The sequence below is a fragment of the Bradyrhizobium sp. USDA 4541 genome (assembly GCF_024171085.1).
Classification (GTDB): domain Bacteria; phylum Pseudomonadota; class Alphaproteobacteria; order Rhizobiales; family Xanthobacteraceae; genus Bradyrhizobium; species Bradyrhizobium australafricanum.
The window spans coordinates 1,474,675-1,490,333 of record NZ_JALJZF010000001.1; the positions used below are offsets into that span (position 1 = coordinate 1,474,675).

Annotated in this window: 13 protein-coding genes and 1 tRNA gene; 7 read left to right on the forward strand and 7 right to left on the reverse strand. The window is 66.8% G+C overall.

Annotation, left to right across the window (positions count from 1 at the left end; translation table 11 throughout):
* Positions 1 to 22: 22 nt before the first annotated feature.
* The 4 genes from J2R80_RS06965 to tsaD all read right to left on the reverse strand — a co-directional run bounded on the left by J2R80_RS06965 (position 23) and on the right by tsaD (position 4,073).
* Positions 23 to 436, reverse strand: coding sequence for an EVE domain-containing protein (locus tag J2R80_RS06965; protein WP_057021328.1), 414 nt, complete (start codon positions 434 to 436; stop codon positions 23 to 25).
* Between the two features lie 167 nt (positions 437 to 603).
* Positions 604 to 1,716, reverse strand: a complete 1,113-nt coding sequence (locus J2R80_RS06970; protein WP_253638257.1) for an alpha/beta hydrolase — start codon at positions 1,714 to 1,716, stop codon at positions 604 to 606.
* Positions 1,717 to 1,833: 117 nt separating this feature from the next.
* Positions 1,834 to 2,811 carry an NAD(P)H-dependent glycerol-3-phosphate dehydrogenase gene (locus J2R80_RS06975; protein ID WP_253638258.1) on the reverse strand — a complete coding sequence of 326 codons (978 nt, stop codon included), beginning with the start codon at positions 2,809 to 2,811 and terminating at the stop codon, positions 1,834 to 1,836.
* A 188-nt stretch (positions 2,812 to 2,999) separates the two neighbouring features.
* Entirely contained in the window at positions 3,000 to 4,073 is a 1,074-nt protein-coding gene (gene tsaD, locus J2R80_RS06980; RefSeq protein WP_253640943.1) for a tRNA (adenosine(37)-N6)-threonylcarbamoyltransferase complex transferase subunit TsaD, read from the reverse strand.
* Positions 4,074 to 4,247: 174 nt separating this feature from the next.
* On the opposite strand from tsaD, the gene J2R80_RS06985 reads away from it, so the two are divergent.
* The 5 genes from J2R80_RS06985 (at position 4,248) to J2R80_RS07005 (ending at position 8,980) form a co-directional block, all read left to right on the forward strand.
* The gene (locus J2R80_RS06985) at positions 4,248 to 4,988 is read left to right on the forward strand and encodes a uroporphyrinogen-III synthase (protein WP_253626099.1); all 741 of its coding nucleotides are present in this window, start codon (positions 4,248 to 4,250) and stop codon (positions 4,986 to 4,988) included.
* A gap of 214 nt (positions 4,989 to 5,202) precedes the next feature.
* Positions 5,203 to 6,474, forward strand: a complete 1,272-nt coding sequence (locus J2R80_RS06990; protein ID WP_253638259.1) for a COG4223 family protein — start codon at positions 5,203 to 5,205, stop codon at positions 6,472 to 6,474.
* Between the two features lie 20 nt (positions 6,475 to 6,494).
* Entirely contained in the window at positions 6,495 to 8,276 is a 1,782-nt protein-coding gene (locus J2R80_RS06995; RefSeq protein WP_253638260.1) for a heme biosynthesis protein HemY, read from the forward strand.
* A gap of 109 nt (positions 8,277 to 8,385) precedes the next feature.
* Positions 8,386 to 8,461, forward strand: a tRNA-Thr gene (locus tag J2R80_RS07000).
* A 132-nt stretch (positions 8,462 to 8,593) separates the two neighbouring features.
* Complete coding sequence (locus J2R80_RS07005; RefSeq protein WP_156436600.1) at positions 8,594 to 8,980, forward strand: hypothetical protein; 387 nt, start codon at positions 8,594 to 8,596, stop codon at positions 8,978 to 8,980.
* Positions 8,981 to 9,030: 50 nt separating this feature from the next.
* On the opposite strand, the gene J2R80_RS07010 is transcribed toward J2R80_RS07005, so the two are convergent.
* Positions 9,031 to 10,101: a hypothetical protein gene (locus J2R80_RS07010; protein ID WP_253638261.1), complete on the reverse strand. Its 1,071-nt coding sequence runs from the start codon at positions 10,099 to 10,101 to the stop codon at positions 9,031 to 9,033.
* Positions 10,102 to 10,655: 554 nt separating this feature from the next.
* Positions 10,656 to 11,714 (reverse strand): polysaccharide deacetylase family protein, encoded by a 1,059-nt coding sequence (locus J2R80_RS07015; protein ID WP_253638262.1) that lies wholly within the window; start codon positions 11,712 to 11,714, stop codon positions 10,656 to 10,658.
* A 312-nt stretch (positions 11,715 to 12,026) separates the two neighbouring features.
* On the opposite strand from J2R80_RS07015, the gene J2R80_RS07020 reads away from it, so the two are divergent.
* Positions 12,027 to 12,242, forward strand: a complete 216-nt coding sequence (locus tag J2R80_RS07020) for a cysteine rich repeat-containing protein (RefSeq protein WP_016842076.1) — start codon at positions 12,027 to 12,029, stop codon at positions 12,240 to 12,242.
* A 137-nt stretch (positions 12,243 to 12,379) separates the two neighbouring features.
* Here J2R80_RS07020 and J2R80_RS07025 read toward each other — a convergent pair whose 3' ends face one another.
* Positions 12,380 to 14,059, reverse strand: coding sequence for an MFS transporter (locus J2R80_RS07025; protein ID WP_253638263.1), 1,680 nt, complete (start codon positions 14,057 to 14,059; stop codon positions 12,380 to 12,382).
* 171 nt (positions 14,060 to 14,230) lie between these two features.
* Here J2R80_RS07025 and J2R80_RS07030 point away from each other — a divergent pair, with 171 nt between their 5' ends.
* Positions 14,231 to 15,592, forward strand: a complete 1,362-nt coding sequence (locus tag J2R80_RS07030; protein WP_253638264.1) for a hydrolase — start codon at positions 14,231 to 14,233, stop codon at positions 15,590 to 15,592.
* Positions 15,593 to 15,659: the final 67 nt, after the last annotated feature.

Genomic DNA, 15,659 nt, shown 5'->3' on the forward strand with positions numbered 1-15,659 from the left:
GACAGTAGAGTTGGACGAGACATCACAGCCCGCCCATCTTGCAGACGTACTTCCACTCCTCCGCGGTCACCGGCTGCACTGAAAGCCGCGAATACTTTACCAGCGCCATGTCGGCGAGCTTCTTGTCCGCCTTGATCGCGGCCATCGTCACCGGCGTCTTCAGCGGCTTGTCGGCCTTGATGTCGACGCAGACGAACTTGCCGGTCTTGTCGGTCGGGTCGGGATAGGCTTCCTTGATGATCTCGGCGATGCCGACGATCTCTTTGCCCTCGTTGGAATGATAGAAGAACGCCTTGTCGCCCTTCTTCATGTTGACGAGATTCTGCCGTGCCGTGAAGTTGCGCACGCCGGTCCAGGCTTCGCCCTTCGCGCCCTTGGCGACCTGATGGTCCCACGACCAGACCGACGGTTCGGATTTCACCAGCCAGTAATTCATCGCAACTCACCCCGTTCGATTGCGCTGCAATCTACAGCGACGTCGATGCCCGCGACAAGCACGGGCACCCGATCCAGAGCGTTTTCAAGCGAAGCCTGTCCCGCACTTGATGCGGGATGGATGCCGGTTCGCGTGAAGAAAACGCGTCAAATCAAGAAGCGCGGCACCTACTGTTTCAAATATCGATCGAAGAACCTGGCGATGTCGGCGAACGCCTCCTTCGTCTCGGGCGCGTCGGCGTTGAACTGGTACTGGGCGTGCGACTGCCCTTCATAGACATTGAGATCGGCGATCACGCCGGCGCGGCGCAACTTGCGATGCGTGCGAACCGTGTTGCTGAGGAACAGATCGCGCGTGCCCGATGTCAGGATGGTCGGTGGGAAGCCCTTGAAGTCACCATAGATCGGCGAAATGTAGGGGTTCTTCAGGCTGGTGCCGTTTGCATAAAGCCTGGCGGCGCGGCCGAGCCAGCCGTCCCAGGTCACCAGCACGTTGTCGACCCATTCATTGCTCGCGTAGCTGTCGCCGATCTTGTCGATATCGGACCATGGCGTGCCCGGCGCGATGGCGGCGGGCAGCGGCAGTTTCTCATCCTTCGCCCGCAACACCATCGCAAGCGTCATCGCCCCACCGGTTGAGGTGCCGAAGATGGCCAGCCGGCGGTGCTCGTGCGATTTCAGAACTTCCTTCCAGACCGCCATCGCGTCGTCCATCGCCGCCGGATAGGGGAAGTCCGGCGGCATCCGGTAGTCGACCGAGAGGACCTTGAAGCCGCCAAAGCCGGCCATCATGATGGCTTCCGGCAACGCGGCTTCGCCGGGGCCGAACACGTAACCCCCGCCATGGACGTGGATCAGCAGGCGTCGCCTGTTCTCGAGCGCGATCTTGTTCGGGGTCACGATGTAGCAGTGCACGCCGGCGAGCCTGGTTTCCTCGACCTTGACGCCGAGCTTCGCCTTCAGCGCCGGAATACCCGCGATCAGAAGCTTGGCGCGGCGATCGATCAACTCCTTCCATTCCGCCGGGGTTTTGGGGTCGGCATTGAAATGCGGCGGATAGGGCGCGCCGATCATTGCCTGCATCTCGGCAGACACGTCGGTGGTTGGATTGCCGATCGATTTGAGTGGCGCGACCCGCTTGCCGTTGTCGGCATTGGCGGCGGCCTCGCTCTTGGCAAGGTCGTCGTAGGTGGCGGCCGTTTGGGCGTGGGCTATGGCGGATGAGGCGGTGAATGCGACGGCGAGGCTGATCGAAAGGATGGCGCGATGCGGTTGACGCATGGGTTTTCCCTTGGGATCCGTTTTTCGATTTGTTGGACCGGGATCCGACGGTTCGCCGCCACGCTAGTACGGCGCGCACGGATCGTGAAGCTCTGCCACGCGCGACCGTGACGTGCGCTACTCCGCCTTGAACGGCCGCGTCAGCAGGCCTTCGATCGCTGCGTCAATGGTCAGCCGGTCGCTCAGGATCGCGGCGACCGCGTTTGACACCGGCATGTCGACCTTCTGCGCAGCGGCGAGCTCGCACAGCACCGGCGCGGTGAACGCGCCTTCGGCGAGCTTGCCGATCGGCGCGGCTTCGCCGCGGCCGAGCGCGAGGCCGAGTGCGAAATTGCGCGATTGCGCGGTCGAGCAACTCAGCAGCAGATCGCCCAATCCCGACAGGCCTGAGAGGGTTTCGGCGCGGGCGCCGCAGGCGCGGCCCAATCTTGCGAGCTCGCTGAAGCCGCGCGTGGTCAGCGCGGCGAGCGCGGAGGCGCCGAGATTCTTGCCGACGACGATGCCGGCGGCGATCGCCAGCACGTTCTTGGCCGCGCCGCCGATCTCGACGCCGCGCACATCGGTGGTGTGATAGGGCCGGAAGGTCGCCGAGCCGAGCGCCTGGACGAGCGCGCGTGCGAGCGGTTCGTCCCTGGTGGCCAGCGTGACGGCGGTCGGCAATCCGCGTGCCACGTCGTCGGCAAAGCTCGGCCCCGACAGGATCGCGGGTACGGCGCGCGGCGCGGCTTCCGCGATCACCTCGGTCATGAATTTATGCGTGCCGTGCTCGATGCCCTTGGCGCAGGCGATGACAGGCGTGTCGGGTTTGAGATGCGGCGCAAGGTGCCCGACCGCCGCGCGCAGATGCTGCGCCGGTGTCACGGCCAGGATGATGTCGGCCTGTGCCGCGGCGGCGATGTCCGACGTCACGGCGATGCCGGGATGAAGCTGGACACCAGCCAGCCGCGGATTGACCCGCGTCGCCTGGATCTGCGCGGCATGCTCGGCATTGCGCGCATACAGCGTCACCTTGCGCCCGGCGCGCGCCGCGACATCGGCCAATGCCGTGCCCCAGGCGCCGGCACCGATCACGCTCACGGACATATGCGCCGGCATCAGGCGGGCCTGTCTTCGCTCCCTCTCCCCGCTCTTGCGGGGAGAGGGTTGGGGTGAGGGGCTTTATCCGCGAGCGAGCCGAGTGTCGAGACCTGTACCCCCTCACCCGGATTGCTGCGCAATCCGACCTCTCCCCGCAAGCGGGGCGAGGTGCGACGGTGCCTGATGCGCGCCCCGTCGTACATTGTTCAATATCCGGCGCGGCTGTTGGCGTAGCCGGCCGGCGCCTTGGCGTTGGCGTCGAGCAGCCAGCGCGCGCGCGGCGGCGCCTCCATCGTGTCGGTGAGGCCAAGCGCCATCCGCTCGGCGCCGGCCCAGGCGATCATCGCGCCATTGTCGGTGCAGAGCGCCGGCGGCGGGATGATCAGCGTGGTCTGCGCCTTCGCCGCAACCTCCTGCAGCGCACTGCGGATCGCGTGGTTGGCGGCGACGCCCCCGGCCGCGACCAGCGCGCGCGGCGTGCCGAACCGCTCCTGAAACAGCTTCAGGCCGACGCTCAGGCGGTCCGCGGTCGATTCCAGCACCGCGGCCTGGAAACTCGCGCAGAGATCGCTGACGTCCTGCGGCTCGAGCGGCTCCAGCCGGCTGGCTGCATTGCGCACCGCCGTCTTCAGTCCCGACAGCGAGAAATTCGCATCGGCGCGGCCGAGCATCGGACGTGGAAAGGCAAACCGCGTCGGGTCGCCGCCGGCGGCCGCGCGCTCGACCTCCGGTCCGCCGGGATAGGGCAGCGACAGCATCTTCGCCACCTTGTCGAACGCCTCGCCCATCGCGTCGTCGACCGTGGTGCCGAGCCGCACATATTCACCGACGCCGACCACGGCGACGATCTGGGTGTGTCCGCCCGAGGCCAGGAACAGGCAATAGGGAAACGCCAGCGCGCAGGTCAGCCGCGGCGTCAGCGCGTGCGCCTCGAGATGGTTCACCGCGATAAGCGGCGTATCGTGCACCATCGCGATCGCCTTCGCGGTGGTGAGGCCGACGATCACGCCGCCGATCAGGCCGGGGCCCGCGGCTGCCGCGACCGCCGACAATTGTCCGTAGCCGACGCCGGCCTCCTTCATTGCAGTGGCGACGATGCCGTCGAGCAGGTCGACATGGGCGCGCGCCGCGATCTCCGGCACCACGCCGCCGAAGCGGGCGTGCTCGTCGGTCTGCGAGCGCACGACGTTGGAGAGGATTTTCGCCTGCCCGTCAGCCTGGCGCTCGACCACGGCGGCCGCGGTCTCATCGCAGGTGGTCTCGATCCCCAGCACCAGCATCGGCGGTTCGTGTCCCAATTTCGGTCCTTGTGCTACGAGCATGATCCGGACAGGCCGGAACCGGTTTCCGGCAAGATGATGCTCATCAAAATGTCCGCTCCGGGGTAGCATTGCGAGGTCTTAAAGTGCAATCGGTCGCCAACGTCCAATTTATACGGCTGGAGGCCTGAAACCCTGACAATCCTTGTCACACGACCGCATCCGGACAATGACGCGACGCTCGCGACGCTGCGCCAGCGCGGCTTTGACGCCCTGTCGGCGCCGGTGCTGCGCTTCGAGCCGTTGCCGTTCCGCGGCGACGACGATGCGGATTATGATGCCGTCATCCTGACCAGCGCCAATGCGCTGCGTGCGGTCGATCTCGCGACCAGCCGCTTGTTGCGGCTGCCGCTGTTTGCGGTCGGGGTACACACCGCCGATGCGGCGCGCGCCGCCGGCTTCGACAAGGTGATCGTGGCGAAGGGCGATGCGGTCTCGCTGCGCAAGCTCGTGCTCGCACGGGTCGACGCCGGCGAACTGCCGGCGTCTGCGGCGCTGCTCTATCTCGCCGGCGCCGACCTGTCGCGCGATCTCGCCGGCGAGCTCGGCGAGCGCGGGCTCAGCGTCGTCACCCACACCACCTACCGGATGGCGCCGGTGGCCGGCTTCCCGAGGGAGGTCAGCGACGCCTTCATGGCGAACCGGATCACCGCGGTGCTGCACTATTCCCGCCGCAGCGCGCGGGCCTTTCTGGACACCGTGCGCGCCGACGGGATCGAGATTTCGGCGCTCGCCTTGCCGCAATGCTGCATCTCGGCGGCCGTCGCCGCGGTGCTCCATGACGCCGGCGCGACCAAGGTGGTGGTGGCGGCGCGGCCGGACGAAAATGCCCTGCTGGAGGCGCTGAGCCGCACCCTGCGGCCGAGACCGGAATAATTCTTTCGTCTGACCATGATGTTAGGCAATGCTCGGTTATTCGGATCATGCTCTAAGAGCCTGGGCCGATTCTGGCGGAGCGTTTTCAAGCGAAGTGGGGACCGGTTCGCGTTAAGAAAACGCGACCAAACAAAAGGACAAGAGCATGATCCAATTCAATCGGATCGCATCATGCTCTACAGTATGCGGCCAGTAGTTTTGAGGACCCCCCGCGATGGCTGAAGAAAGGCCAGACGACCCAGGATCTTCGCCGGATTCCCGGCCCAAGCGCGCGCCGCCGACCATCGATCTTCAGGCGACCGAAATCTCCAGCGAACCGTCGAAGGCGGAGGGGGCCGAGGATGCCGCCAGGGAAGTCGCCAAGGAGGCCGACCAGGATGCCGGCAAGGCGTCCGCGGACGCGGCGACGCCCGAAGCCGAGCCCCAAGGCGACGCCGCAGCGCAAGCGGAGCCGCAGCCCGAGACCGCCTCCGCGGCGTCGGACGCCGAACCGGCGCGGCCGGTATCGCCTTGGGTGGTGGCTCCGATATCCGGCGCCGTCGCGGCGGCGCTGGTGATCGGGGTCGGCTGGCTGCTCGGCTGGCCCGTCGTGCAGCCGGTCCCGGCGACGCTACCCAATGCCGCCATCGACCAGCTCGGCACGCGCCTGAGTGCGCTGGAATCGAAAGCCGGCAGGCCGGTCGCGCCGGCCGCCGATCCCGCGGCGACGGCGCGGCTGGAGGCGCTCGACAAATCGATCGCCGCACTGCGCACCGAGCTCGCCGCGACGCGGGCGCAATCCGACAAGCTTGCGGCGGCGGTCAATGACGCGAAAGCCGCGCCGCGCGATGGCGCGGCTGCGGCTGATATCTCCGGCATCACGGCGCGCATCGACAAGGTCGAAGGCGCGGTGAAGGCGCAGGGCGCGGCGATCGCGAGGCAGGACGGCAAGATCGCCGACACCAAGGCTGAGGCGAAGGCCGACGATGTGCCGCTGCGCCGCGTCGTCGCGGCATCGCTGCTCGACGTCGCGGTGCGTCACGGCGATCCCTATGCCTCCGCGCTCGAGGCCGCGAAGGCGCTGTCGGATGATGCCGAGGTGCTGAAGCCGCTCGCGACGTTTGCGACCTCAGGCGTGCCGAGCCCGAACGCGCTGTGCCGCGAGCTGATCGAGATCGTGCCGAAACTTGCGCCGCCTCCGCCTGAGGCTGCGGCAGCCAGCGCCGGGCTGGTCGATCGTCTGAAGGCCGGTGCCTCCACGCTGATCCAGATCGAGCGGACCGACGGCACGGGGACCGATCGCGGCAGCATCGTCGCGCGCGTGACATCGGCCGCCCTGCATAATGACCTCGCATTGACCGAGCGTGAACTGAAGTCGCTGCCGCCCGCGGATCGCACGGCGGCGCAAGCCTGGCTCGCCAAGGTGGACGCGCGCCGCGCCGCGCTCGACGCGTCGCGTAAATTTGCCGACAACGCCATGGCGGCGCTCGCCACGGTCAACCAGTAAGTCTTTGCAATAGGTCTTTGATGATCCGGATCATTCTGTTCCTGCTGCTGATCGCGCTCGCTGCAGCGGGTGCGGCCTGGATGGCCGATCAGCCCGGCGATCTCGTGCTGAACTGGGGCGGCTTGCGCTTCACGTCCAAGCAGCCGATGTATCTGCTCGGCCTCGTCGTCGTCGTCGCGATGGTCGCCGGCGTGATCCTGCGCGGGCTCTGGAAGATCCCCTCGCACATCCGCCGTGGCCGGCGCGAGCGGCGTCACGCCCGCGGCCGCCACGCCATCACGCAAGGCCTGCTTGCGATCGGGCATGGCGATTCCTCGGCGGCGCGCGCGCATGCCGAAGTGGCGCGGCGCCACGCCGGAGGCGATCCGCTGGCACTGCTGCTGCACGCGCAATCGGCGCAGCTCGACGGCGACCGCGACGGCGCGCAGCGCGCCTTCCGTGCCATGGCCGAACGCGAGGACACGCGGCTGCTTGGATTGCGCGGTCTGTTCATCGAGGCGCAGCGTGCCGACGATCCGGTTGCGGCCGTGATGATCGCCGAGGAAGCGCTGAAGATGTCGCCGTCGTCGTCATGGGCCTCGCATGCGGTGCTCGGCTTCTGCTGCGCCAAGGGCGATTGGGCCGGCGCGCTGTCGATCATCGACAACAACCAGAGTGCCGGACTGATCGACAAGGCGACCTATCGGCGGCAGCGCGGCGTGCTGCTGACGGCGCGCGCGCTGGAGTTCGAGACCATCGATCGCGACCTGTCGCGCTCGAGCGCGATGGAGGCGGTCAAGCTGGCGCCGACGCTGATCCCGGCCGCCGTGCTCGCCGCGAAGTTCGAGAGCGAGGCGCATCAGGTGCGCCGCGCGATGCGCATCGTCGAGACCGCGTGGCTGGCGCAGCCGCATCCCGATCTCGCCGACGCCTATTCCCATGTGCGGCTCGGCGATTCCGCGCGCCAGCGCCTGGTGCGGGTCGAGACGCTGGCGGCGAAAACGCCGGGCCATATCGAGGGCGCGCTGGCGATCGCGCGCGCCGCGATCGACGCCGCCGAGTTCGCCAGGGCGCGCGCGGCGCTGGAGCCGTTTGTCGCGGCGCCGACGCAACGCGTCGCGCTGTTGATGGCCGAGATCGAGCGCACCGAGCATGGCGACAGCGGCCGGGCGCGGGCCTGGACCCTGCGCGCCGTGCGCGCGCTGCACGATCCGGTCTGGACCGCCGACGGTTATGTGTCGGACCGCTGGCGTCCGGTCTCGCCGGTCACCGGCCGGCTCGACGCCTTCCAGTGGCAGACCCCGGTGGCGGCGCTGCCGTCCGACAAGGGCCATGCGATCGAGCCGTCGCCCTTCGAGGAGGCGATGCTGGCGCCGCGCCGGGTCGAGCCGCCAAAGGAAGTCGCCAGCGAGCCGGCGGACGCCAAGCCGGCCGAGCCGGTCGAGGTGAAGCAGGTCGAGGCGAAGCCAGTCGAGGTCAACCCCTTGGAGCCGGCCGCGCCGACGGTGCAGGATAACGCCCCGCTGCCGGCGGCCATCGAGGCCGGGCCCGCCCCGGCCTCGGCCGAACCCGCCGCGCCGGAACCGGCTCCCCCTCCAGCCGCCGAATCGGCGCCCCCGGCGCCGGCCCCCTTGTTCCGGTCCCGGACCGACCTGCCCAAGGCCGCACCGGCGCCCATTCCGGCCGTAATCCCGATCATCCGGGCCCCTGATGACCCCGGGGTCGACGAGGACGGTCCGGTAGACGAATTTGCGGAACAAATCGGCCCGCCCAAGGCCCAGGTGGGCGGTTGGCGCGGATTTCTGTCACGTTTGGGAAGCTAATTCGGGGTTAGGTTAACGGCTGTATGGTTCGATACCCGCGTTGTCCTTGCCAATCGGGGTCATGCCCGATATCAGGTGGCCGCGTGATCCGGCCGTTGCCGAACGGTTCGCCGCAATAGCTCAGTTGGTAGAGCACGTCATTCGTAATGACGGGGTCGGGGGTTCGAGTCCCTCTTGCGGCACCATTTCCCAGCCAGAAGTGAAGCTTGCTCCCAGCGCGCATCAAGGCGCCCGGATACGACTTGCTCAGAGCGTCGAACCCCTCGCTCGCGCCGGTAGACCAAGTTCTAGAGGCGCTATTTCAAGGGGTTGGGCAGATGCTTCCGAAAATCGCCCACGTGATAATCATAGGGCTCTCTGAAGAAGAGCGCGGCAAGCTCGATGAAAGCACCCGCAAGATACTTCACTTCAGCGATCCTTCCTGGGAATACAAATCGTACGGCTGCGACACCTTGCAGGAAGCCGCGGCGATCGCGAAAGACATGGCGCGAGTCGATATCGTTTATGTTGCGGGGGGAGCTGAGTCCGAATCCATACCGTACGAAAAGTTCGGTCTCGAACTTGACTACGAGATACTAGGGGAGCTGATGGAAAATCATTCCAGCAAGCCGGTGGTCAGCTATGCGAGGCCTGATCGGCCGAACAAGCTCGCAACAGCGATCTTTGCGCTTTGGCGTGACCGCAGCAAGTCAACCTCAGCTTGACGGCATCGATGTTCTTCTCAACCGGGCTCGCTCGGGCCGCCCGCTGAAGCCTAGATCCGCACCCCACACAATCCGCTCATGATCGCGATCGCGACCAGCCCGCCTATCGCGAGCCCGGTTGCCCAGATCCGGTTGGCAACTGCCGTGGCAACGCCGTGCGCGATCAGAACGCCGCGTAATCCCGACGTGAGATGCGCGAGGACGAAGAAGACGCCGAGCGCGTAGTGCGGCACCAGGCGAATGCTCCAGGCGTCGTGGATCAGGCCGGTCGGTGCGCCCGACGCCCAGGCCCAGTTGGTGTCGATGTGGTGCACGGCGCGCGCCGAGACCAATGCGGAATTCAGATGGGTCACGATGAACGCCGCGAGGTAGACGCCGGAGCCGATCTGAAACACGCGGTATGCATCCGCAGGCGCCGAGCTCCAGCGCCAGGCGAGCCGCATCCCGACGGCGACCTGGAACAGCATCAATACGACGAGGATGGGCTCCACCACGGACGACCGATAGACGGTGCGCCCCGCCTTCATCACGGCGGCATGAACATCAGGTCCGAGCCAACCCAGCAGATGATTGGTGAGATGGAATGCGACGTAGAAAAGGATGATCGCTGCGGCGACGCCATGTGTCACGCGCCATTTGGCGATAGAGGGCGCAATCGCGGCTGATGGTGCCGCACGTTGCGCCTGCTCGCTGCCGAAAAGCACATAGAGGCACGCGACGAGCCAACCCGCGACCCAAACAATCTCGTCACTGACAGGGATGTGCAGCAGGCCGAGACCGACGCCGGTCAGCACGAACAAGGGCGGCGCGGCGATGCCGAGGTAGGCGAGGCGGCGGGCGCGCAGCGCGAACGATGACGGTGCGGCCTTGGTCATCCAATGAGCGCAAGCCAGAGCCAGCAAGGGCGCGGCGGTCGCGGCCAACAGGCAAAGCGCCGCCAGGGCCAGTCGCCCAAACGACATCGGACCAGCAGCGGGAGAGACCGCGAGGTGAAATGCATCGAGCAGGAACGGATAGGCCATCGCTCCAGCCGCCGGGATCAGCCAGCGAAGCCTGTCGGCGGTCGTATTCGCCAAGCCATTGTCGGCGGGCCGCACGCGACCTTGTTCGAATGCACTCACTGGGTTTCTCCGGAGTTCGGGCGTCGTGAAGGAGAAGGCCAAACCGACGAGTCTATTCCCAAGGCATCATCGGAGCTGCGGCACGCAAGCTTGTGCTGGACGCTGGCGTGCACGGGCGACGGCGTTGCGCCGAGACCATGTCTCAAGGTGCAAAAACTACAGCGATACGGGCCCACTGACAGGACCAAGTTCCAACAATCCGACTGGACCACGCCAACCCGTCGGCAACTGCTGTGCTGACAGCGTGATGCATCTCAAAAAAGTGGGCTCGACGTGGCTGGTCTCCCCGCCAACGGGCGAGGGATGCGTGATTTCGGAATATTGGAAATGTATCCCTGATTTGCCCGACGGGTCAAGTTGCCTTGTCGAGCGCCGGCATCCGCCGGCTCCTTTGCATGGGGTTGTTTTCGATATTTTGGTGGGAGCCGCAGCCGCCGGGCGCGATGGTGCCACTCTCGAAGGCGCACAGGCGCAGAAGGTGGCTGCGAGCAGAAAGCGAAAGCGCCCCTGGACCGGGTCCAGGGGCGCTTTGCGTTGAGAGTGCGTTCGCTGGGTTACTCGGCGACCGTCTGCACGACGTTGCCGATCGGCCGGCCCGTTGCGATCGGCTTCTCGGTCTTCGCCATCATCGCGTCGTATTCGGGCAGCGTCTCGAGTTGGGTCTTGGCCTTCATCCAGACCACCTTGTAGCCGCCGGCCTTGAGCTTGCGGAGCAGCGTCGGCAGCGCCTGCGCGGTGTGCTTCTGCAGGTCGTGCATCAGGATGATGCCCTTGTGCTCCTTGTCGAGCTTGGTCATCACGTTGTTGATCACCTCGTCCGCGCTCTTGGACTTGAAGTCGTTGGAGTCGACGTCGACCGAGAACATTGCGATGTTGCGGGTGCCGAGATAGGCGGTTGTCGCCGGGGTGTGCGCCAGCGCCGGGAAGCGGAAGAACGGCGCGGGATTGCTGCCCAGCGCCAGCTTCACCGCGCTAAAACCCTTCTCGATCTCGTCCTTGGCCTGCTGCTCGGTCAGCTTCTTGCTGGCGAGATGCGCATGCGACCAGGTGTGGGCGCCGATGGTGTGGCCGGCGGCGGCGACCTGGCGCAGGATGTCCGGGTGATAGGTGGTGTGCAGGCCGATCGGGAAGAACACCGCCTTGGTGCATTCGTCAGCCAGCGCCTTGAGCACGGCCGGCGTGGTCGGCCACGGACCGTCGTCGAAGGTCAGCACGACCTCCTTGTCGGTCAGGAAGTCATACTGCTTGTACTGCAGGAAGCCGAAGCCCGGGCCGCCATTGGTGTCGACCACGACGGTGCGGCTGATGCCGAGCGCGTCGGGGTTGGCGCATTTGGGCGCGGCCGCAACGGGGGCCGGCACCGGCGCCGGGGCAGGAGTGGCGGCCGGGGTCGCGGCCTGGGTGGCATCGGCGCGCTTCGACAGCGCGGCGGTCGTCTCGACATCGTCCCTGGCGGCCTGTTTTGCCGCCGCAGGCATCGGATCGGCCTTGGCCGCAGCCGTAGTTTGCGGAGGAGCCGCGTCGGCACGCGGCGAGGAGGTCCAGAACCACACGCCGGCGATCACGATCGCCGTTACAACACTGGCCAGCATCAGGCCCAACGCACTACGCATCGCTACACACTCTCTCGGAACTTAAGGATACGCCACAGCCGTAACGAGCGATTAATGCCAACAAGGTCTTAACGCGATCCCAACAAGGCGCCGGAAGGACAAGAAAAAGCGGGCGTTACCATGCGTGATGACCGTCACAGTCGGTTTCAAGCTTCTTCGCGGCACGGAAACGCTATAGAACCGGCGTCGCATTCCCTGGAGCCGTTTCCGCTGCGATGAAATCGGAACGGGGCTCCGGATTCCTTATTTGACGCGTTTTCTTCACGCGAACCGGCACCCCTTCGCGCGGAAACGCTTGAGAGGCTTTGAGAGATGACCCGATTTCTGTTCGCCGTCGTTCCGCTGGTTCTGTTGACGTCGGCCGCCTCGGCGCAGCAGCAGGGGCGCGATGCCTGCTCACGCGATGCCTCGCGGTTCTGCCGCGCCCATCTCAGCGAGGGCGATCAGGTCGTGCTGGCGTGCCTGAAGGAGCATCGCAGCCGCCTCAGCAAGGCCTGCCAGCAGACGCTCGCCGATCACGGGCAGTAGACCCATCAGCTGTCATTCCGGGGCATCGTGGAGCGATGAACCTCAGATGCGCAACGGCGCATCGGGGAATCTCGAGCTGATAATCTCCAGATTCCGGGTTCGCGCTATTCGCGCGCCCCGGAATGACAATGGAGAGACTACGTGCTGCTGCCCGCTGCGGTCGCGACCACCGGGATCACCTCCTTGGCGGCGCGGTCCGGGGTCTCGTCCTTCCAGCGCACCGATCCGAACGGACGCTCCAGCATCCGGCGCACGCGGATCGGCTCGGCGCCGATGTGGAAGTCGGCCGCCTTCTGATGCAGTTCGCGCTCGATCTGCGTGGCGCGGTTGCGCTGGCGCAGGAAATCGAGCCAGGTCGGGCAATGATAGCGCTCGGTCCACAATTCGGGATCGGCGATGTCGCGGGCAATCGACCAGCCATAGGCGCCGTTGCGCTGGCGGCTGAGCTGCACGTCCTGCATCACATTGTGGAAGGCGCGGGCATTGTCTTGCGCCACCCGGTATTCGATCTCGACCACCAGCGGCCCGCTGCGCCCGCTCAGTTGCAGCCGCACCTCGGGATCGGCCAGCGCATCGGTCGCGTCCTCGTTGCGTGCGCCGATCGGCGGCATCCTGAGCCAGATGCCGAGCAGCGGCGACAGCAGCATCAGACCGGCGGAGAGCAACAGCGCCATCTCGACGCCGCCGACGTCCGTGATGCGGCCCCAGCACCAGCTGCCGATCGCGATGCCGCCGGCGATCGCGGCCTGGAAGGCCGCCAGCGAACGGCCCGCGACCCAGCGCGGTGCGGAGAGCTGCACGCCGATATTGAACAGCGCGATCGCCAGCATCCACACCGCGCCGGCAACGACCAGCGCGGCGGCGGTGATCACCGGCTGCTTGCTCACGGCAACCGCGGCGATCGCCGCGCCCATCGTCAACGCACAGACGCGGATGGCGGCTTCGCCGCTGAGCCGGCTGCGAATCTCGCTGATGTTGAGCGCGCCGATCACCGCGCCCATGCCGAAGGCACCGAGCATGATGCCGTAGGTCTGCGCGCCGCCGTGCAACAGGTCGCGCGCCACCAGCGGCATCAGCGCCGAGACCGAGCCACCGATGATGCCGGTCACCATGGTGCGGGTTAGCACGATCTTGATCGACGGCGAATTGGTGATGTAGCGCACGCCGGAGACGATGGCGCGGTTCAGCCGCTCGCGCGGCAGCCGCGACGGCTCGCTGACGCGATTCCACAGGAACAGCACGACGAGCAGCGGCAGATACAGCACGGCATTGGCGGCGAAGGCGGCCACGGCGCCCGCGGACGCTACCACGATGCCGCCGATCGCCGGACCGAAGCTGCGCGCGATGTTGTAGCTGATGCCGTTCAGCGCGACCGCGGCGGGCAGCGTCTCCGGCGGCACCTGTTCGCTGACCGAGGACTGCCAGGCCGGGCCGAACAGCGCCATGCCGCTGCCGACGACGAAGCACAGCGCGAGCAGGATGTTCGGCGTTACCAGATTGAGCCAGGCCAGCACGGTCAGGCTGGTGGCGCCGGTCAGCGCGATCGCCAGCGACACCAGCGCGACGATGCGGCGGTCGTGCATGTCGGCGATGGCCCCGGCCGGCATCGAGATCAGCATCACCGGCAACATCAAGGCGGTCTGCACCAGCGCGACCTTGTCGGCCTCCGCGGTCATCTGCGTCATCGCCCAGGCCGCGCCGACGCCCTGGATCAGGATGCCTAGATTGGAGAGCAGGCTCGCGAGCCAGATTCGCCTGAAGATTGAATGCCGCAACGGTGCAGTGATACTGTCGGAGCGATCGCGCGGTTCGGTCATATCCAGTTCCGGTTGGCCTGCTATGGCTTGTTGGACGATTCCGGCTGCACCAACTGATGCCCGCGAAACGCGTGTTCTGTCCAGCGATTACGGCATCCTTGGCGGGGACAGGGCACAGCTAAGGCACTGAAAGACCTGAGGAAGGCCGAGGAAAGTCGGGGGAAGGGGCCAATGGCGCTGTCGCGGCGGAGAATATTGCAAGGGGCCGGCGCCCTGTCCCTGCTGGCCGGCCGCCTCGGCGCCCCCGCCTTGGCTCAGCCGGCGCCCGCCGGTGACACCCCGCCGATCCTGTTCGTGCACGGCAATGGCGATCACGCCGCGCTCTGGATGACGACGCTGTGGCGGATGGAATCGAACGGCGTGCCGCGCGAGCGCATGGCCGCGATCAATTTCACCGATCCGCTGGCACGCACCGACGACAAGATCGAGCAGGCCAGCCGGTCCTCGACCGAGGACCAGCGCCGCGAGCTCGCCGAGGCGATCAGGGAGCTGAAGCAGAAGACCGGCGCGCCGCGGGTCGCGCTGGTCGGCAGTTCGCGCGGCGGCAACGCGATCCGCAATTACATCAAGAATGGTGGCGGCGGCGACATCAGCCACGCGGTGCTGTGCGGCACGCCCAATCACGGTGTGTATGCGTGGGACGACGGGCTCGGCAACGAGTTCAACGGGCGTGGTCCGTTCCTGCGCGGACTGAACGATGGCGACAGCGAAGCGACTGTCGGCACCCTGTTCCTGACGCTGCGCAGCGACGGCCTCGATAAATATGCGCAGGCCGACGGCCGCTTCGTCGGCAAGCCGGGCACGCCGACCAACGTCACGACGGACGGCCCGGCGCTGAAAGGCGCGACCAATCTGGTGCTTGGCGCGGTCGATCATCGCGAGACCGCCTTTCATCCGCGGGCCTTTCGCGAGATCTACAAATTCATCGCAAGGCACGAGCCGTCGCGGATCGAGATCGTGCCGGAGACCGCGGTGAGGCTGAGCGGCCTCGTCACAGGCATGCCCGGCGGCGTGCCGACCAACCGGCCGGTGCCGGGGGCCACGGTAGATATCTATCATGTCGCGGCGGAGACCGGCGAGCGCATCGGCGGCCCGCTGCACAGCTCGCAGACCGGCGCTGACGGTCGCTGGGGTCCGGCGCAGGTCGACCCGTCGTGGCCGCTCGAATTCGTGCTGACATCACCTGGCACGGCGACGACGCACATCTATCGCTCGCCGTTTGTGCGCTCGTCCGAGATCGTGCATCTGCGCGCGGCGCGGCCGCTGGGACCGGCCGATGCCGGCGCAGGCGCGGTTGTGCTGATGTCGCGGCCGCGCGGCTATTTCGGCCTGCCGCGCGATATCGTGCTGTTCGACGGCAAGGAGCCGGCCGATGTAAGGCCGGGCGTGCCGACCGATTCGGTGACGACGCTGCGGCTCGCCGCGGACGATGTCGGCCGTCCGGTCGCCGCGATCTTCAACGGGGAACGCATTATGATGCGGGCCTGGCCGGCATCGGAGAATCGCATTGCGGTCGCCGAGCTGACTTATTAGGTCTGGTGCAGGGTCCGCGCGCCTTCATGGCGCCGGGATCGCATGGCCGGATCGGCCGTCGCGTGAG

Coding starts and splice junctions, on each gene's coding strand:
- tsaD (WP_253640943.1), bottom strand. CDS start 4,073: ATGCTGGTGCTGGGGATCGAGACCACCTGCGATGAGACCGCGGCCGCC.
- J2R80_RS07005 (WP_156436600.1), top strand. CDS start 8,594: ATGCTTCCGAAAATCGCCCACGTGATAATCATAGGGCTCTCTGAAGAA.
- J2R80_RS06965 (WP_057021328.1), bottom strand. CDS start 436: ATGAATTACTGGCTGGTGAAATCCGAACCGTCGGTCTGGTCGTGGGAC.
- J2R80_RS07015 (WP_253638262.1), bottom strand. CDS start 11,714: ATGCGTAGTGCGTTGGGCCTGATGCTGGCCAGTGTTGTAACGGCGATC.
- J2R80_RS07020 (WP_016842076.1), top strand. CDS start 12,027: ATGACCCGATTTCTGTTCGCCGTCGTTCCGCTGGTTCTGTTGACGTCG.
- J2R80_RS07025 (WP_253638263.1), bottom strand. CDS start 14,059: ATGACCGAACCGCGCGATCGCTCCGACAGTATCACTGCACCGTTGCGG.
- J2R80_RS06995 (WP_253638260.1), top strand. CDS start 6,495: ATGATCCGGATCATTCTGTTCCTGCTGCTGATCGCGCTCGCTGCAGCG.
- J2R80_RS06975 (WP_253638258.1), bottom strand. CDS start 2,811: ATGCCGGCGCATATGTCCGTGAGCGTGATCGGTGCCGGCGCCTGGGGC.
- J2R80_RS06970 (WP_253638257.1), bottom strand. CDS start 1,716: ATGCGTCAACCGCATCGCGCCATCCTTTCGATCAGCCTCGCCGTCGCA.
- J2R80_RS07030 (WP_253638264.1), top strand. CDS start 14,231: ATGGCGCTGTCGCGGCGGAGAATATTGCAAGGGGCCGGCGCCCTGTCC.
- J2R80_RS06990 (WP_253638259.1), top strand. CDS start 5,203: ATGGCTGAAGAAAGGCCAGACGACCCAGGATCTTCGCCGGATTCCCGG.